The organism is Leifsonia sp. Leaf336 (assembly GCF_001423695.1).
Classification (GTDB): domain Bacteria; phylum Actinomycetota; class Actinomycetes; order Actinomycetales; family Microbacteriaceae; genus Leifsonia.
Genome location: NZ_LMOZ01000002.1, coordinates 498,320 through 514,982, shown reverse-complemented (window position 1 = coordinate 514,982; position 16,663 = coordinate 498,320). Strand labels below are relative to the sequence as shown.

The window sequence follows — 16,663 nt, the reverse complement described above, 5'->3', positions numbered from 1 at the left end:
CGCGGGCGTCAGCGGTCGGCGGAGGCGCTCTCGCGGGCCTCGGCACGTGCGCCCGAGCGCTCGGAGGCGTCCTCTTCGGGGCCGAACCAGGCCTGGTAGCGCGCCGAAGCCCAGGCCCCGGCCGCCTTCGACCAGCCGTGGCTGCGCTTCTCGATCAGCCAGGTGAAGGCCACCGCGACCAGCACGGCCACCGGGATCGCGAACAGCAGCGGGACGTACCACGCCTGATCGGCGAACAAGTAGGTGCTGAAGATGATGATCGGCACGTGCACCAGATAGAGGCTGAACGAGATCGCGCCGAGGAACTGGAACGGCCGCGATTCGAAAACAACCCTCAGCGGCGTCCAGCCCAGCGCCGCGACCACGAGGCCGGCGGCGGCGAGCGGCACGAGACCCTTGAGCACCGCGTCGAGCTCGGGCAGCTGGCCGACACTCGGTCCGACCAGCCACGGCGCGATCAGCAGCAGAGCGCTCCCGACCGTCAGCAGCGCCCAGAGCGGGTGCCGGAACCAACGGCGATTGATCCGGGCGGCGGCATTACGGACCACGTCGAGGCGCACTGCGATGACCGCGCCCACGAAGAACGCCGGCAGGTACTCCAGCTCGGCCGATCCGGCGCGGGCACCCAGCCAGGTGAGGGCACAGGAAACTGCGAGGCCGCCGATCCACCACTTGCGCACCGCGAGTGCCGCGATCGCGAACACCGGGAGCAGGAGCGAGAACGCGAGCTCCCAGCGCAGCGACCACAGCGGGTTGTTGATCTGGCCGTCGCCGCCGAGCAGGTCGACGGCCTTGACGATGTACTCCCACGAGAAGTTCGGCGTCGAGGAGTTGCTGAGCCACGTTCCGCTCGGTTGCGTGCTCACCTGCGGGATCGCTGCCACCCAGGCCGCCGCGAGCAGCACGGAGGCGGTGACCGGCACCATCAGCCGCACGACTCGACGGGGGAAGTACGCCACCCAGTCGAAGCCGCGGCGGCGGACGACAGGAAGCGTCACGACGAGCCCTGACAGCACGAAGAACACGATCACCGACTCGACGCCGGCCGTCGCGAGCTTGAGCGGCGTGTAGCTGATCCACCACATCGGCGAGCCGACCGGAGCGTGGCCGCCCCCGGGTGCGCCGGGGAAGTCGGGGTTCGTGTACAGCGAGTGGTGGAGGAGCACGACGACGGCGGCAAGGCCGCGCAGGCCGTCGAGAGCCGTCAGCCGACCGCTGTTCTTCGTCACCGTCTTCTCGTCCACGCTTCCACCAGTACCCGTCATAGACCGGCGACGCTACGGGTGGCGACTGAGCGGTTCCTGTGACCTGTTCAGGGGTCACCTGAAAGGACGGGATCCCTCGGAGAGGTTTCGCCTGGAACGAGTCAGCGTCCTGTCGGCTTCGGAGTGGCCGGGGCCAGGGCGTCCTTCACGAGCTGGTGGATCGCCGAATAGTCCGGGTCGGTCGGATCGATCGCCGGCGGCACCAGCTCCAGCTTCGAGACCGGTTGCGTGCGCGTCTTCATGCCCAGATCGACGAAGTAGCCCAGCATCGACTGCGGGATGTCGGTCTTCATGACCTGCGCTCCGGCCTTGGCGATGTCCTGGAACTTGGTGACCACGTTGAGCGGGTTGAACTGCTTGAGGATGGCGTCCTGCAACTGGCGCTGCCGCGCCATGCGGTCGTAGTCGCTGGTGCCGTGACGGGCGCGGGCGTACCACTGGGCGTGGTAGCCGTCCATGTGGCGTTTGCCGGGCTGGATCCACTCGACGACACCGTTGAGATTCTCGTCGCCGCCGATGGGCACCTTCTCGCTGACGGTGATGTCCACACCGCCGAGTGCGTCGATGAGGTCGGCGAAGCCCTGCATGTCGATGAGCACGTAGTACTGGATCGTCAGGCCCGTCGCGCCCTCCAGTGCGTCACGCATCGCCTCGATGCCCGGCTCGCTGCCCTGCTTCTTCGCGTTCGGGTACAGGTCGGACTTGTACAGCTCGACCTCCGTATAGATGGAGTTGAGCTGGCAGACGTCGACGTCGCACTTGTCGTGATAGCCGTAACCGTCGGGGTAGAGAGCGTGCAGCGGCGACTTCGAAGAGAACGGCACCGGGTTCAGGTCGCGGGGCAGACCGATGGTGACCGCCTTGCCCGTTGCCGCGTCGATGCTCACGATCGACATGCTGTCCGGCCGCAGGCCCTCGCGGTCCGGCCCTGCGTCGCCGCCGAGCAGCATGATGTTGTACCGACCGTCGACCGGAGGCACGGACGGCCCTGCGGCGAAGATGTCGCCCAGCGCTCCGCGGGCGGAGCCGGCCACCGACGACCCGTAGGCGGCGGTGCCCGCCAGCCCGACGAGCACGATCACCGAGAACGCCGCGATCCAGCCGCGCGCGTTCGACCGCGCCTTGACCAAGCGGACGAGCCGGAGCGTGTCGAGAGTCAGGACGACCCACAGCACGGCGTACGCGATGAGCAGCAACTGGAGGACGGTGAGGCTTCCCGCCTGGGTCGCGAACGTGTACAGCGACGACGGCGCGACGAGCATCAGCACCAGCGCGACCAGGGCGAGCACCCAGAGCAGGAGGGTGGCGAGGATCCCGATGCGTCCGAGCACCCGGTTGCCCGCAACCAGCTGAGGCGTGCCGGGGAGGACGACGTTCAGGCCGACGAGCCACCAGCCGCGCGCGGTCATCTCACCCGGCGACGACACGTCGGGGTGGCGCAGCAGGGTCGCCGAGCTCATAGCTTCGACTTCAGCGCCCGGTTCTTCTCCTCGACGCTCGCCTCGAGGTCGGCGGCGAAGCGGGACAGCGCGGACGAGAGGGCGGGGTCGGCGGTCGCGAGGATCTTGACGGCGAGGAGCCCGGCGTTACGCGCGCCACCGATCGACACGGTCGCGACCGGCACTCCGGCGGGCATCTGCACGATGGACAGCAGGGAGTCGAGGCCATCCAGTCGCGCAAGCGGAACGGGAACGCCGACGACCGGGAGGGTCGTGACGGCGGCGAGCATGCCGGGCAGGTGGGCGGCGCCGCCCGCGCCGGCGATGATGACGCGGATGCCGCGGCCCGCGGCCTCCTTGCCGAAACGGATCATCTTCTCCGGCGTGCGGTGGGCGGAGACGACCTCCACCTCATGGGCGACACCGAATTCGTCGAGCAGCCGGGATGCCTCCTGCATCACCGACCAGTCCGAGTCCGAACCCATCACGACGGACACCAGGGGCTGGGAGGGGGCGGGCATGGCAACCAGGATAGGGGCGCCGTGCGGCGCGGCCGGGTTAGGCGCGCGGGAGGTCGCCACTCGCCCCTCGAAGAACGCCACTCACCCCTCGAAGAACGCCGCCGCCGCCCGTGCGTTATAGACGACGTCGTCGAGGTCGTCGCCCGTGACCGTCACGTGTCCGACCTTGCGGCCGGGGCGCGGCGCCTTTCCGTAGCCGTGGAACTTCGCCTCTGGATGCGCCGCCAGGGCCGCTGGGTAGCGGTCCTGCAGCGTCCCCTCCGCGGGGCCGCCGAGGATGTTGACCATGACCGACCACTCCTCGCGCATGTCGGTGGAACCGAGCGGCAGGTCGAGGACGGAGCGCAGATGCTGCTCGAACTGGCCGGTCACCGCCCCCTCGATCGACCAGTGGCCGCTGTTGTGCGGCCGCATCGCCAGCTCGTTGATCAGCACGCGGCCGTCGGTGGTCTCGAACAGTTCGACGGCGAGCACGCCGGTGACGCCGAGGCCCTCGGCGACGCGGTTCGCGATCTCGGCCGAGACCTGGGCGACCCGGCCCGCGGAGCCAGGAGCCGGAGCGATCACCTCGGCGCACACGCCGTTCTTCTGCACGGTCTCGACGACCGGCCACGACGCGATCTCGCCGGAGGGCCGGCGGGCGACCAGCTGGGCGAGCTCCCGCCGGAAGTCGACGAGCTCCTCCACCAGCAACGCCCCGCCGCGGCCGTCCTCGGCGAGCGCGAGGAACCAGTCGTCGGCGCCCGACGCCTCCGTCACTACGCGGACGCCCTTGCCGTCGTAGCCTCCGCGCGCCGTCTTGACGACCGCACGGCCTCCGTGGTCCGCGAGGAAGGCGCCGAGCTCGTCGGCTGACTCCACGGCGGCCCAGTCGGGCACGGGGAGGCCGAGCTCGCTGAGCTTAGCGCGCATCTGCAGCTTGTCCTGCGCGTAGAGCAGGGCGTCCGGCCCGGGGTGCACCGGGATCCCGCGGGACACCAGCTCGCGGAGGATCGCCGGAGGTACGTGCTCATGGTCGAACGTCACGACGTCGACGGTCTCGGCGAAGGCGAGCACGGTGTCGAGATCGCGGTAGTCGCCGACGCCGGTGGCAGCGAGGTCGGCGCTCATCCCCTCGGCCTCCTCGAGGACGCGGATGTCGATTCCGAGCGCGACCGCCGGTGGGATCATCATCCGTGCCAGCTGACCGCCGCCGATGACTCCGATCGTGTTCCTGGCCATCTCCGATGTGTCTCCTCGATACTCTTCACACGCTGCGCGGGCAACTCCCAGATATGGGCGCGCCGCCTCGCGTAATGTGGCGAACGCACTCCTATCTTCCCGCATCCCTTGGCTGGAGCATGACGACCGAGACGAACGCCACGGCGAGCAAGGCCCGCCTCCTCCCGCAGCTGATCAAGTTCGGCGCAGTCGGTGCGGTGGGCTTCGGCGTGAATCTCGTGGTCTTCAACGTGATGCTGCTGATCGTGCTGCGCAACGTGCACCACGCCACGATCTACTCCACGATCATCGCCACAGTCATCGCGATCCTGACCAACTGGATCGGCAACCGGTACTGGGCGTTCTCGGGCCAGCGTCAGCAGAACGCCGCCCGCGAGGGCGTCGAGTTCTTCGTCGTCAGCCTCGCCACGGGCACCGGCATCCCGCTGCTGTGCATCTGGGTGTCGCACTACCTGCTCGGCCTGGCGAACCCGGTCGCCGACAACATCTCGGCGAACGTCGTCGGGCTGGCGCTCGGGATGCTGTTCCGCTTCGCGCTGTACCGCTGGTGGGTGTTCTCCCCCGTCCGCGCGGAGCGCAAGATGCAGGTCGCGGAGGCCGCAAAGGCGCCGCAGACCGAGCCCGTGACCGGCTCGACGCTAGCGCGAACCCCAGACGGTGGTCTCGTCGGAGACTGACTCCGACTGCTGGCGGCGCACGGCGACGATCGTCTGCGCGTGCTCCATCAGCTCGCTCAGCGCGCTCTGCACCTGATCGGCCTTCGGCACGTCTCTGAGCACCACGGGGTGGTCGAGGCCGGAGTTGATCCGCACGTCGCCCGAGCGGAACATGCTCTGCAGCCACGTGCGCTTCACCGCCACGTCATAGCCGCGGCTGTGCAGAAGCTCCTGGCGCACGCGCACGAAGAAGCCGTGGCGCAGGATGAGCCTCCGGGTCGTGATGGTGTACCGGCGGCTCAGCCAGATCGCGAGCGGCAGCAGGAACAGCAGGAGGATCGCGACGGCTGCGGCAGACCAGAGCAGGACGACCTCCCACACTTCGGACACGCGCCCCGCGAAGTAGCCGACTCCGCCGGCGACGGCGATGAGCGCCAGGCTCGGCCAGAACATCGCGCGGGCGTTGGACCGGAGACGGGCGATGACCCGCTCCGGAGGCGGCGCGGGCGAACCCTCCGGCGTACTGCTCATGTCTCCCATTAATACCGCAGGTGTGTCACGTCGCCCGCCGCCACTGCGGTCGGCCCCGCATCCGACTCCACGATCAGCCGGCCGGTCTCGTCGATGGCCGTCGCGGTGCCGAGCAGCACGTCGCCTCCGGGAAGCTCGACGCGCACCGAGCGACCGAGAGTGTGGCAGGCCTCGGCGACCACGTCGCGCAGCGCGCTGGTGATCGGGTCCCCTCCCGCCGCCACGAACTCGCGGTAGAGCACGCTGAGCTGCGTCAGATAGGCGGCGAGCACAGCGTCGGGGTCGACGTCGACCGCGCCGGCCAGCGCGAGCGACGTGGAGGTCGGCGTCGGCAACTCGTCGCGCTCGAGCGTGAGGTTCACCCCGGCGCCCACGATCACGCCGTCCATCCCGGGCAGCAGCTCCGAGAGGATTCCGCTCACCTTCGCCTCATCGATCAGGACGTCGTTGGGCCACTTGACCGACACGTCACGGGTCGTGAAGCCCGCGAGCGCACGGCTCATCGCCACTCCGGCGAGCAGCGGGAACCAGCCGAGCGCCTCGGGGGCGAGGCCCTCCGGGCGCAGCAGCACCGAGATGGCCAGCGACTTGCCGGGGGGCGAGACCCAGACCCGGCCCAGCCGGCCGCGGCCTCCCGTCTGATTGTCGGTCACGACCACCGCGAGGTCGGGCAGGTCGCCCGCCCGCGACTGCAGCACGTCGTTGGTGGAGGCGGCCTCGGTGAGCACCTCGAGGACGGGGACGACGGCTCGGCTGCGGCGGAAGCTCATTGCCCAATTCTGCCAGCGAATCCTCCCGGATTTGTAGGATTCCGTAGACGGCATCGCCGTTCGGCTGGAAGGTAGAGTGAACGGCGTGACCGACACCGAAGCACGTCAGACCCCCGATCCCTTCACGACCGCCGGCAAGCTCGCCGACCTCAAGGAGCGGTTCCACGAGGCCGTGACCGCGAGCGGCCAGGCAGCCATCGAGAAGCAGCATGCCAAGGGCAAGCTGACCGCGCGCGAGCGCATCGACCTGCTGCTCGATCATGGCTCGTTCGTCGAGTTCGACGAGTTCGTGCGGCACCGCACGCACGCGTTCGGCATGGAGGCCAAGCGGCCCTACGGCGACGCGGTCGTCACGGGCGTCGGCACCATCCACGGCCGCAATGTCGCGGTCTTCAGCCAGGACTTCACCATCTTCGGCGGCAGCCTCGGCGAGGTGGCGGGCGAGAAGATCATCAAGGTCATGGACCACGCCATCAAGACCGGCGTTCCGATGATCGGCATCCTCGACTCCGGCGGCGCCCGCATCCAGGAGGGCGTGGTCGCGCTCGGCAAGTACGGCGAGATCTTCCGCCGCAACACCGCCGCCTCCGGCGTCATCCCGCAGATCTCCATCGTGATGGGACCGGCCGCAGGCGGCGCCGTCTACTCCCCCGCGCTCACCGACTTCGTGATCATGGTCGACAAGTCGAGCCACATGTTCGTCACCGGCCCCGACGTCATCAAGACCGTCACCGGCGAGGACGTCGGGTTCGAGGAGCTCGGCGGAGCGCTGACCCACAACAAGGTCTCCGGCGTCTCCCATTACCTCGCGAGCGACGAGGAGGACGCACTCGACTACGCGCGCACCCTTCTCAGCTACCTGCCGCAGAACAACCTCGCCGAGCTGCCGGTGTTCGAGTCGGAGCCCGAGCTCGAGATCACCGACGCCGACCGCCGGCTCGACACGATCATCCCCGACTCGCCCAACCAGCCGTACGACGTGACCACCATCATCGAGGGGATCGTCGACGACGGCGAGTTCCTGGAGGTGCAGCCGCTCTTCGCTCCGAACATCGTCATCGGCTTCGCACGCGTGGAGGGCCGCTCGGTTGGCATCGTCGCCAACCAGCCGAGCTCGATGGCCGGCACCCTGAACATCGACGCCGGCGAGAAGGCGTCGCGCTTCGTGCGCTTCTGCGACGCCTTCAGCATCCCGATCCTCACCCTCGTCGACGTCCCCGGCTACCTGCCGGGCACCGACCAGGAGTGGACCGGCGTCATCCGTCGCGGCGCCAAGCTGCTGTACGCGTACGCCGAGGCGACCGTGCCGCTCGTCACGATCATCACGCGCAAGGCGTACGGCGGCGCGTACATCGTCATGGGCTCCAAGCAGCTCGGGGCCGACATGAACCTGGCATGGCCCACCGCCGAGATCGCGGTGATGGGCGGCCAGGGCGCGGTCAACATCCTCTACCGCGGCGAGATCAAGCGCGCAGAGGAGGCCGGAGAGGACGTCGCCGCCGTGCGCGCCCGCCTCGCCAGCGAGTACACCTACAACGTGGCCAGCCCGTTCCTCGCGGCGGAGCGCGGAGAGCTCGACGGTGTCATCGAGCCGGCCGCGACCCGCATCTCGGTCATCAAGGCGCTGCGGGCGCTGCGCACCAAGCGTGCGGCGATGCCGCCGAAGAAGCACGGGAACATCCCGCTGTGAGCGGCGCGCACGCGGCATCGACGGACCCGTCCCCGCTCGACCCGTCGCAGTTGCGGTTCCTCACGAAGGGCGTGACGCCCGAGGAGGTCGCCGCCGTCACCGCGGTGCTGGCGACGGCGGCCGCCGAGGCGGCAGCGGCGGCTCGAGCCGCTCGCCCGCAGCAGGGCCCTGACGGCTGGGAGCGCACGCAGCGCAGTCTCCGCCGGCCGCTCGACGGCGGCCCTGGCGCCTGGCGCTCGTTCTCCGGCTGAACCCCGGCCGGTCCCGTTTCGACCCCTGATGTACCCCGATCGGGGAGGCCCCCACTCGTGGGACACGGGAGGAACCGCCAGAATCCGCCACAACGTCCTTTCGGCGACCTCGGGGCTGTCCCCCTGGGTCCCCCAAAATGACGACTATGTATTTCTCGGACGACCCGACAATATTGTTGTTGCTAGGTGTCTCTCCTCGTGAGTTACACCGCCAATCACTCGCCGACTAGGGTAAGCGGGCGAGTGCTTTGGGGGCGAGTCAGGGCGATATTCGGGTTGTCGCCCTGACTCGGGGTTTGAAAAGGGGTCGACAATTCGGGTGTCGGCCCCTTTCACCTCGTTAAGGGCGCCTTCGTCGCTCGCCGAAGGGCACGTTGTTGTCCCTTTCGGCGCGCGAAAGGGACAACAACGTGCCCCTCGCGCGCGTCAGCGGGTCGCGGCGACCAGGGGGCGCGGGATCTCGAGCCAGAGGTCGACCTCGTCGTCGTCCGACTCGGCTCCGAGCGCGTTGGCGGCGCCGTCGTCCGACATGCGGAGGCCGACGACCGTGACGGCCGTCTTGGACGACCGCGGCACGGTGCGCACGATCAGCTTGTCGGTCGTGGTGCCGCGGATCGCATCCGCCAGACGGCGGAGGACGGCCTCCAAGCCGCTCTGATCGAGGTCGTCGATGCCGCCCTCGTCGAGCAGGCTCACGACCACGCCGCGCCGTCGGGCGTCCATGACCTCGCGACGCACGTCGTCGTTGAGCAGGCGGCGGCCGCGGATCTCATCACGGATCGCGCCCTCCAGGTAGCGGCACTCCCGGCGCTCGGCCTCCGTGAGGTCGCCGCCCCTGCGGACGATCTCGGCGAGCATCGGCGCGGCCACCCGATAGGTCTGCCGCAGCCGGAGCTGACGCTCCATCACGTGCGCCTCCTGCGCCGCCTGCCACTCGGTGGCCTCCCGCTCGGCCCGCGCGAACTGGAGCGCGTCGCGCCCCGCCTTCGCCAGCGAACCGGAGATCACGACGGCGACGCCGACCCAGACGACGGAGCCGATGACGCCGAGCCCGGCGAGCGCGCCGGGGCCGGCCCAGACGACGGTCTGCACCGCGAGGAAGCCCACGCCGACCCACGCGACGAACTGCTGACGTCGCACGGCGGCGATCGTCATGAGCGTTCCCACCGCCGCGACGTACCAGGTCGCGTAGCCGTTGTCCTTGGCCGGGTTCAGCTCGCTGGTGACCAGGATCGGGATGACGACGCAGACCGCGAGATCGAAGGCTGCGAGCCACAACGGCATCTTGGTGGGGCTCGTCGGCCACAGGCTGATGACCGTCGCGACGGCGTAGAGCACCATCGCCACGATCGCCGGGCCCGGGGTGCCGGGAATCGACAGCGACGACAGCGCGAGGAACAGGTGGTAGGCAGAGAACAGCGCCCCGAGCCCGAGGAAGAGCAGCCGGTTGAGCGTGATCATCCCGCCGCCTCCTGTTCGCGCTCGACGATCGAGCCGTGATCGGCCGCCGGCCACACGATCGTCACCGTCGTGCCTTCGCCGGGAGCCGACACCACCGTCGCCCGGCCGCCGACCTTCGCCAGCCGCTCGCGGATGCTCACCCGCAGGCCGAGCCGCTCCGCCGGCACGTCGTCGGCGTCGAAGCCGCGCCCGTCGTCGGCCACGATCACCCGCACCGCGACGCCGTGCTCGCCGCCGCGCACGGTGACGCTGCGATGCACCTCCTCGCCGCCGGCGTGCTGCATGCTGTTCACCATCGCCTGCACAGCCGCCGAGTAGACCGCTTCGGCGACGTTCACCGGGAGGCTGTGCAAGTCGTCCTCGTCCACGTCCACCGTGAACGGCGACGAGAACGCCCGTGCGGCGGTGACCAGCCGATCCGATAGCTGCTCGACGCCGACCTGGGTCTGATCCTCGGGCCCGGAGGCCTCCGCCGCGTGGAGGTGGCCGATCGCATCGGCCGCCATGCGGGCGGCGAGCTCCTTCTGTTCAGGCGTGCGCGCGCTGGCCGCCGAGAGCAGCGTCGTCAGGACGCTGTCGTGGACGATGGCGTCGACCTGCACGCGCTCCACCTCGGTGGCGTGCTGGCGCACGGCGTTGCCGTACTTCGCGAGCGCCTGGCTCTGGGCGACGTCGACGGCGGTGGCGGCCTGCCGCATCATGGCGATGATCGCCAGGATGACGCCGCCGAGGATGATCGCGTAGACCGCGTCGAGCCCCGCGAGCTCGGCGCCGACGCCGCCGCCGGCCGGAAGGGCGCGGACCACGCCGTAGGCGATCGGCGTGAGGAAGGTGTAAACGATCGCCAGCCACAGCGGGTAGGCGACCGCGGCGAACGCGGTGAACACCGAGCAGAGGAACCACACCCACGGCTTGTCGGAGGCGAACGCCGACGGGTTCGACACCAGCAACGGCCAGGTGACGATCGCGGCGAAGTAGACGATCGAGAGGATGCCCATCGTCACCTTGACGAACCGCTGCGCGAAGATCGCCAGCAGCACGGTGAACGCCAGGCCGCCGAACACCAGCACCAGCACGACGGCCGCCCACGGGCTGCGCAGCGCGCCCAGCTGGCCTAGGGCGGTCGGGAACGTCTGCAGTCCGAACACCAGGCCGAACGCCGAGACGGTGCGGTCGGAGATGCGCTCGATCCTGGCGCGGCTCAGCGGGTTGCGCGGCTTGGCCGACTCGACGGGGACTCCGGGCGCGGAGCGCGGGAGGCTAGGGGCGCTCATTGCCCGTGTCGGGGTCGAGCCCGGGGAGGATGCCGTCCTCCACCGCACGGCGGAGCAGATCCACCTTGGTCGGCGCGGGCCGGCCGACCTCGACGTACTTCACCCGGATGCGGTCGAGGTACTCGCGCGCCGTCGAGTTCGCGATGCCCAGCTGGGCGGCGACCGCCTTGAGGGGGAGGCCGGAGGCGTACAGGTGCAGCACGTCGCGCTCACGACGGCCGAGCTGCGCCTTGGCGAAATCGCTGTCGGCATCGATCGCCGTCGCCCACTCCAGGTTGTTGAGCACGTCGCCCCTGGCGACCGTCTCGATCGCGTTCATCACGGTCGTCGTCGGGGACGACTTGGGGATGACGCCCGCGGCGCCGGCGGCGAGCGCCTCCCGCACACTGGCCACCCGGTCGGCGATGCTGTGCACGAGCACAGCGGCCCCGGTCGCCTGGGCGCGCTTGACGTTGTCGGTGACCTTGGACCCGTCGCCGAGCGACAGATCGAGCACCACGACGTCGCACTCCTGGGAGCCGAGCAGCTCGACGAACTCGTTCACCGTCGCAGCCGCGACGACAACCTCGTAGCCGGCGTCCTGACAGGCCGCCTTGAGCCCGAGGCGCACCGACTCGTGATCGTCGACGATTGAGACTCGCACCATGCTGACCATCGTAGTGTGCAGCCTGGTCGGATCCGCGCGATCACGGGGTCAGCGTGGCGACGGCCTCCACATGGTGGGTGTTCGGGAAGAGGTCGAAGGCCCGTAGCGAGCGCAGAGGGTAGCCGCGCTGGGCGAAGTAGGCGAGGTCGCGTGCGAGGGCGACCGGGTCGCACGCGACGTAGACGATCTGCGCGGGGCGCATCGACGCGATGGCCTCGACGACGTCGCGGCCCGCTCCGGACCGGGGAGGGTCGAGCACGACCGTCGCGGCGCGCAGCCGCGCACGCTCGGCGGCCGTCGTCTCCGCCGCCAGCCCGGTCACGAAGTGCTCGACGCGTGCGGTCACCGCGGTCGCGCCGACCCACTCGGCGAGGTTCTCGGCCGCGTCGTCGGCCGCCGCCTCGTCGGACTCGACCGAGGTGATCCGCGTGGTCGGGCCGAAGCGGTCGCCGAGCGCGGCAGCGAGCAGGCCGACGCCCCCGTACAGGTCGAGGTTCGCCGCCCGCGGATCGAACAGGGATTCGTCCACCGCCGAGCGCACCGCCTCGGTGAGCGTGGCCGCCGCCTCGCGATGCACCTGCCAGAACCCGCGGGCGTCGAGGCGGAACTCCCGCTCCCCCACCCGCTCGCGGATCGGGACCGGGCGCCGCCGCGGCCGCGCCGGGCGCCTGCCGCCCCTCGCTCCCCTCCCGCGCGTGCCGTTCGGCTCGGGGAGGTCGTTCACGAGCACGTGCGCGGCCCCGAGCCCGGTGGCGACGACGTCGACCGACTCGGCGCCGGGGAAGCGCTGACCGAACGGGGTCGCCTCCTGCACCGCGGCGGTCGCCAGCGGGAGGCCGGTCACCGGCACCACCGTGTGGGTGCGGGCGGCGTACGGGCCGATCGAGCCGTCCCTGGCCACCTGCAGCCGCACCCGCGTGCGCCAGCCGGTACCGTCATCGGTCTCGCCCGGCACGGCCTCCACGGTCAGGCGGCCGCCGTCGGGACCGACCGCGGCGATCGTCTCGGGGTCGAGCCGGGCGGTGCGCTGCAAGGCGTCCTCGATTACGCGGCGCTTGAGCTCCCGCTGGTGTTCGAGGCGGATGTGACCGAACTCGGCGCCGCCCGCGCGCTGCCCGGGAGCGCGGTGCACCGACGCGGCGTCCCACACGTGCTCGCGACGCTCGGCGGCCGGCTCCAGGACCTCCAGCAGCTCTGCCCGCCAGAACCGGTCGTGCGCCGTGTCGGCCACCCGGGCGCGCACACGCTCGCCGGGCATGGTGTCCGGCACGAAGACGACCCGCCCCTCGTGCCTGGCGACGAACACGCCGCCGTGCGCGACATTGATAATGTCGAGTTCGACCTCGTCCTTCTGGGGCATCCTCCGAGCATCCCACAGGTGAACATGCGCCTCTACCTCGCCTCGACCTCCCCCGCCCGCCTCGCCCTCCTGCGCGCGGCGGGCATCGAACCGATCGTCGTGCCGTCGCACGTGGACGAGCCCGCGGCGGTCGCCGCGGCGGAGGCCGAGCACGGCCCCCTGTCGCCCCAGGCGATGGTGCAGCTCCTCGCCCGGCTCAAGGCGGAGGCCGTGCGGGGGACTCTCGACGGCGCCCCGATCGACGGTCTCATCTTCGGCGGCGACTCGGCGTTCGCCATCGACGACCGGATCCACGGCAAGCCGCACTTGCCGGAGGTCGCGCGCGAGCGCTGGCTCGCGCAGCGCGGGCGCACCGGCAGCCTCCATTCGGGCCACTGGCTCATCGACCACCGCGACGGACGCGAGAACGGTGCCGTCGGTGCCGCTGCTGTCGCCGCGGTCACGTTCGCCGACGTCACCGACGCCGAGATCGACGCCTACGTCGCCAGCGGCGAGCCGTTGGAGGTCGCGGGCGCGTTCACGATCGACAGTCTCGGCGGCCCGTTCATCACCCGCGTCGAGGGCGACCCGAGCACCGTCGTCGGCCTGTCGCTGTCGACGCTGCGCGACCTCGTGCGCCGACTCGGCGTCGAGTGGACGGAACTCTGGAACCGGGTCTGACCTCCCGACGGCCGAGCACGAGGCCGGTCGCGCGTCTCTTGTCGACTCTCTGAAGCATCGCGAATGCTTTTTTGTGGGAATCGTCCAAAAGCTGGTTCCGGTCCGGCAATAGGCTAGGGAACTGTGCCACGTATCTCCAAGGTCCTCATCGCCAACCGCGGCGAGATCGCCGTCCGCGTCATCCGCGCAGCGAAAGACAGCGGCATCTCCTCCGTCGCCGTGTACGCCGACCAGGATCGTGACGCGCTGCACGCGCGGCTCGCCGACGAGGCCTACGCTCTCGAGGGCTCGACGAGCGCGGAGACCTACCTCGTCATCGACAAGCTCCTCTCGATCGCCCGTCGCGCCGGCGCCGACGCCGTGCACCCCGGCTACGGATTCCTCGCCGAGAACGCCGACTTCGCCCGCGCGGTCATCGCCTCCGGCCTGACCTGGATCGGCCCCTCCCCCGACGCCATCGAGCGCCTCGGCGACAAGGTGTCCGCCCGCCACGTGGCCGAGAAGGTCGGGGCGCCGCTCGCCCCCGGCACCCTCAACCCGGTCGCCGATGCGGCCGAGGTCCTCGAGTTCGTCGACCAGTACGGCCTCCCCGTCGCCATCAAGGCGGCCTTCGGCGGAGGCGGTCGCGGCCTCAAGGTCGCCCGCACCCGCGAGGAGGTCCCCGAGCTCTTCGACTCGGCGACCCGCGAGGCGATCGCCGCCTTCGGCCGCGGCGAGTGCTTCGTCGAGAAGTACCTCGACCAGCCGCGCCACGTCGAGACGCAGTGCCTCGCCGATGCGTACGGCAACGTGGTCGTCGTCTCCACCCGTGACTGCTCGCTGCAGCGCCGCCACCAGAAGCTCGTCGAGGAGGCACCGGCGCCGTTCCTCAGCCCCGAGCAGCTCGACAAGCTCTACAGCGCGTCCAAGGCCATCCTCAAGGAGGTCGGCTACCAGGGCGCCGGCACCTGCGAGTTCCTGATCGGCAAGGACGGCACGGTGTCGTTCCTCGAGGTGAACACCCGCCTCCAGGTCGAGCACCCGGTGTCCGAGGAGGTCACCGGCATCGACCTGGTCCGCGAGCAGTTCCGCCTCGCCGAGGGCGGCGAGCTCGACTACGCCGACCCGACTCCGCGCGGTCACTCGTTCGAGTTCCGCATCAACGGCGAGGACGCCGGCCGCAACTTCATCCCCTCGCCCGGACCGGTGCACGTGTTCAAGGCGCCGGGCGGCCCCGGCGTGCGCGTCGACAGCGGCATCCAGGCGGGCGACGTCATCAGCGGCGCGTTCGACTCGATGCTGGCCAAGCTGATCGTCACCGGCGCCAGCCGCGAGGAGGCGCTGGAGCGCTCCCGCCGCGCGCTCGACGAGTTCGAGGTCGCCGGTCTGCCGACCGTGCTGCCGTTCCACCGCGCCATCGTGCGCGACCCCGCGTTCGCACCGCAGGACGGCGAGCCGTTCTCCATCTACACCCGGTGGATCGAGACCGAGTGGGCCGGCGGCATCGAGCCCTGGTCTGGCGAGCTGGGCGAGCAGGCCGCAGCCGAGCGTCGCAGCAACGTCGTCGTCGAGGTCGAGGGCAAGCGCATCGAGGTGTCGCTGCCCGCCCGCATCCTCACCGGAGGCGCTGCGGCACCCGCTGCCACGGCCGCTCCGCGGCGCCGCACGGGGGCCCACGCGGTCGACACGGCGACCGGCGACTCGGTCACCGCGCCGATGCAGGCCACCGTCGTCAAGGTGGCGGTGACCGACGGCGACGAGGTCGTCAAGGGCGACCTCGTGCTGGTGCTGGAGGCCATGAAGATGGAGCAGCCGCTGACCGCGCACAAAGACGGCACCGTCGCCGGCATCAACGCGACGGTCGGCGAGACGGTCTCGTCGGGCCACCTCCTGCTCAACATCGTCTGAGGGCGAGGGGCCGCAGCGCCGCCAACGGCCGAAGCGCCGCCAACGTCCGAAGCGCCGCCAACGGAGGACATCCACCTCACTTCCACCCCGAACTCCTCCGTTAGCCCGCACCCGACGCATCCCGCAGCAATTTCTCCTCCGTTGCCAGCACCGCTTCGATCGTCGCGACGACGGCATCCGGATCGAGAAGGACGTCGCGCGCGGGAAACCGCAGCCGGCGGGCACCCACGAGGGCGAGGCCCGTGTCGCGCGTCCGGTCCCGCTCGAACGCTGCACGGTCGGAGTGGAAAGCGAAGCCGTCGACCTCGACGTACAGCTGTCCGTCCACGCGCGCGTCCACGCGGCCGACCCCCGGAACCGTGACTTGCTGTTCGACGACGTGCCCGCGTGCCGTCAGCCGCTGCCGGAGGATCGATTCCACACCCGAATCCGATCCGGGTCTCGCACGCGCTACGACGGACCTGGCTCGTGCGGAGCGACACGCGAAGATCCGCGCCAGCCCCGCCATCGTGACCATCCGGGCGGAAAGCGCCGTGTCGAGGACCGCTATGGCCGTTTCCTCGTCGGCGCAATCGACGACCGAGCGAAGACAGTCGCCGATCGACACCCTCCACAGCTCCGCGTGTTCCTCGCGCTCTTTCCAGTGCCGGACCGACGCCGCATCGGTTCTGCCTGCATGCGCAGCCACCTGGAGGTGCAGCCGCCCGTCCTGACCGCCCCAGAGACCGTAGCTTCGGGCGGCAGACAGACAGGTCAAACGACCGCCCGCTTCGAGGGCTGCGTACGCCTCCCGCGACATTCCGGGAAGTGCATACATGCCTCGGCGAGGGCGTACGATGCGACCCGCGTCGATGGCCGTCATCAGCATCCGGTCGCCGATGCCCCCTCTTCGGAGCTGGCGTCGCGTCGCTGCTCCGCCCCCGGCTCGGAGCGCTTCGTACAGGTTCATCCCCCCACCGTGTCGCACCGCCGCCGCGCGTCCGGCCGCCTAGGCGAATCTGTGGAGAAGTCGTCCAGCGGGTGCTGCTGGG

At 70.4% G+C, this 16,663-nt stretch carries 16 protein-coding genes; 5 read left to right on the top strand and 11 right to left on the bottom strand.

Going from position 1 to position 16,663, the window contains the following annotated elements; all coding sequences use genetic code 11:
* Positions 1 to 8: 8 nt before the first annotated feature.
* From ASF88_RS11320 to ASF88_RS11305, 4 genes are all read right to left on the bottom strand, one after another.
* A complete protein-coding gene (locus ASF88_RS11320) occupies positions 9 to 1,265 on the bottom strand; it encodes an acyltransferase family protein (protein ID WP_235493411.1) in 1,257 nt (418 codons plus the stop codon).
* A 101-nt stretch (positions 1,266 to 1,366) separates the two neighbouring features.
* Entirely contained in the window at positions 1,367 to 2,725 is a 1,359-nt protein-coding gene (locus tag ASF88_RS11315; RefSeq protein WP_055918170.1) for an LCP family protein, read from the bottom strand.
* Complete coding sequence (purE, locus tag ASF88_RS11310) at positions 2,722 to 3,225, bottom strand: 5-(carboxyamino)imidazole ribonucleotide mutase (RefSeq protein ID WP_055920329.1); 504 nt, start codon at positions 3,223 to 3,225, stop codon at positions 2,722 to 2,724. The genes ASF88_RS11315 and purE overlap by 4 nt, the downstream gene beginning before the upstream one ends.
* A gap of 81 nt (positions 3,226 to 3,306) precedes the next feature.
* Positions 3,307 to 4,497, bottom strand: a complete 1,191-nt coding sequence (locus ASF88_RS11305) for a 5-(carboxyamino)imidazole ribonucleotide synthase (protein WP_442915030.1) — start codon at positions 4,495 to 4,497, stop codon at positions 3,307 to 3,309.
* Between the two features lie 68 nt (positions 4,498 to 4,565).
* Between ASF88_RS11305 and ASF88_RS11300 the strand changes: the two genes are divergently transcribed.
* Entirely contained in the window at positions 4,566 to 5,123 is a 558-nt protein-coding gene (locus ASF88_RS11300; protein WP_055918163.1) for a GtrA family protein, read from the top strand.
* Here ASF88_RS11300 and ASF88_RS11295 read toward each other — a convergent pair.
* Both ASF88_RS11295 and ASF88_RS11290 read right to left on the bottom strand, forming a co-directional pair.
* Positions 5,085 to 5,633, bottom strand: coding sequence for a PH domain-containing protein (locus tag ASF88_RS11295; protein WP_235493410.1), 549 nt, complete (start codon positions 5,631 to 5,633; stop codon positions 5,085 to 5,087). The genes ASF88_RS11300 and ASF88_RS11295 overlap by 39 nt on opposite strands.
* Positions 5,634 to 5,641: 8 nt before the next feature.
* Entirely contained in the window at positions 5,642 to 6,403 is a 762-nt protein-coding gene (locus tag ASF88_RS11290; protein ID WP_055918160.1) for a biotin--[acetyl-CoA-carboxylase] ligase, read from the bottom strand.
* A 76-nt stretch (positions 6,404 to 6,479) separates the two neighbouring features.
* Between ASF88_RS11290 and ASF88_RS11285 the strand changes: the two genes are divergently transcribed.
* Positions 6,480 to 8,093 carry an acyl-CoA carboxylase subunit beta gene (locus ASF88_RS11285; protein ID WP_055918157.1) on the top strand — a complete coding sequence of 538 codons (1,614 nt, stop codon included), beginning with the start codon at positions 6,480 to 6,482 and terminating at the stop codon, positions 8,091 to 8,093.
* Positions 8,090 to 8,344, top strand: a complete 255-nt coding sequence (locus tag ASF88_RS11280; protein ID WP_055918155.1) for an acyl-CoA carboxylase epsilon subunit — start codon at positions 8,090 to 8,092, stop codon at positions 8,342 to 8,344. The genes ASF88_RS11285 and ASF88_RS11280 overlap by 4 nt, the downstream gene beginning before the upstream one ends.
* A gap of 426 nt (positions 8,345 to 8,770) precedes the next feature.
* Here ASF88_RS11280 and ASF88_RS11275 read toward each other — a convergent pair whose 3' ends face one another.
* The 4 genes from ASF88_RS11275 to ASF88_RS11260 are packed head-to-tail and all read right to left on the bottom strand — an operon-like array spanning position 8,771 to position 13,085.
* Positions 8,771 to 9,805 carry a hypothetical protein gene (locus ASF88_RS11275; RefSeq protein ID WP_055918152.1) on the bottom strand — a complete coding sequence of 345 codons (1,035 nt, stop codon included), beginning with the start codon at positions 9,803 to 9,805 and terminating at the stop codon, positions 8,771 to 8,773.
* Positions 9,802 to 11,079 (bottom strand): sensor histidine kinase, encoded by a 1,278-nt coding sequence (locus tag ASF88_RS11270; RefSeq protein WP_055918149.1) that lies wholly within the window; start codon positions 11,077 to 11,079, stop codon positions 9,802 to 9,804. Before ASF88_RS11270 ends, ASF88_RS11275 begins: the two co-directional genes overlap by 4 nt.
* Positions 11,066 to 11,725 carry a response regulator transcription factor gene (locus ASF88_RS11265; RefSeq protein WP_055918145.1) on the bottom strand — a complete coding sequence of 220 codons (660 nt, stop codon included), beginning with the start codon at positions 11,723 to 11,725 and terminating at the stop codon, positions 11,066 to 11,068. The genes ASF88_RS11270 and ASF88_RS11265 overlap by 14 nt, the downstream gene beginning before the upstream one ends.
* A gap of 40 nt (positions 11,726 to 11,765) precedes the next feature.
* Positions 11,766 to 13,085, bottom strand: a complete 1,320-nt coding sequence (locus ASF88_RS11260) for a class I SAM-dependent RNA methyltransferase (protein ID WP_055918144.1) — start codon at positions 13,083 to 13,085, stop codon at positions 11,766 to 11,768.
* Between the two features lie 24 nt (positions 13,086 to 13,109).
* Between ASF88_RS11260 and ASF88_RS11255 the strand changes: the two genes are divergently transcribed.
* Positions 13,110 to 13,745, top strand: coding sequence for a Maf family protein (locus ASF88_RS11255; protein WP_200935297.1), 636 nt, complete (start codon positions 13,110 to 13,112; stop codon positions 13,743 to 13,745).
* Positions 13,746 to 13,868: 123 nt separating this feature from the next.
* Positions 13,869 to 15,632: an acetyl/propionyl/methylcrotonyl-CoA carboxylase subunit alpha gene (locus ASF88_RS11250; RefSeq protein ID WP_055918137.1), complete on the top strand. Its 1,764-nt coding sequence runs from the start codon at positions 13,869 to 13,871 to the stop codon at positions 15,630 to 15,632.
* Between the two features lie 100 nt (positions 15,633 to 15,732).
* Here ASF88_RS11250 and ASF88_RS11245 read toward each other — a convergent pair whose 3' ends face one another.
* Positions 15,733 to 16,581: a type IV toxin-antitoxin system AbiEi family antitoxin domain-containing protein gene (locus ASF88_RS11245; RefSeq protein ID WP_055918134.1), complete on the bottom strand. Its 849-nt coding sequence runs from the start codon at positions 16,579 to 16,581 to the stop codon at positions 15,733 to 15,735.
* Positions 16,582 to 16,663 lie beyond the last annotated feature (82 nt).

What these genes read in the sequence shown, in the direction of transcription:
- ASF88_RS11320 (WP_235493411.1), bottom strand. Translation starts at nt 1,265, where the DNA reads ATGACGGGTACTGGTGGAAGCGTGGACGAGAAGACGGTGACGAAGAAC.
- ASF88_RS11315 (WP_055918170.1), bottom strand. Translation starts at nt 2,725, where the DNA reads ATGAGCTCGGCGACCCTGCTGCGCCACCCCGACGTGTCGTCGCCGGGT.
- purE (WP_055920329.1), bottom strand. Translation starts at nt 3,225, where the DNA reads ATGCCCGCCCCCTCCCAGCCCCTGGTGTCCGTCGTGATGGGTTCGGAC.
- ASF88_RS11300 (WP_055918163.1), top strand. Translation starts at nt 4,566, where the DNA reads ATGACGACCGAGACGAACGCCACGGCGAGCAAGGCCCGCCTCCTCCCG.
- ASF88_RS11295 (WP_235493410.1), bottom strand. Translation starts at nt 5,633, where the DNA reads ATGAGCAGTACGCCGGAGGGTTCGCCCGCGCCGCCTCCGGAGCGGGTC.
- ASF88_RS11290 (WP_055918160.1), bottom strand. Translation starts at nt 6,403, where the DNA reads ATGAGCTTCCGCCGCAGCCGAGCCGTCGTCCCCGTCCTCGAGGTGCTC.
- ASF88_RS11275 (WP_055918152.1), bottom strand. Translation starts at nt 9,805, where the DNA reads ATGATCACGCTCAACCGGCTGCTCTTCCTCGGGCTCGGGGCGCTGTTC.
- ASF88_RS11270 (WP_055918149.1), bottom strand. Translation starts at nt 11,079, where the DNA reads ATGAGCGCCCCTAGCCTCCCGCGCTCCGCGCCCGGAGTCCCCGTCGAG.
- ASF88_RS11265 (WP_055918145.1), bottom strand. Translation starts at nt 11,725, where the DNA reads ATGGTGCGAGTCTCAATCGTCGACGATCACGAGTCGGTGCGCCTCGGG.
- ASF88_RS11260 (WP_055918144.1), bottom strand. Translation starts at nt 13,085, where the DNA reads ATGCCCCAGAAGGACGAGGTCGAACTCGACATTATCAATGTCGCGCAC.
- ASF88_RS11255 (WP_200935297.1), top strand. Translation starts at nt 13,110, where the DNA reads ATGCGCCTCTACCTCGCCTCGACCTCCCCCGCCCGCCTCGCCCTCCTG.
- ASF88_RS11245 (WP_055918134.1), bottom strand. Translation starts at nt 16,581, where the DNA reads ATGAACCTGTACGAAGCGCTCCGAGCCGGGGGCGGAGCAGCGACGCGA.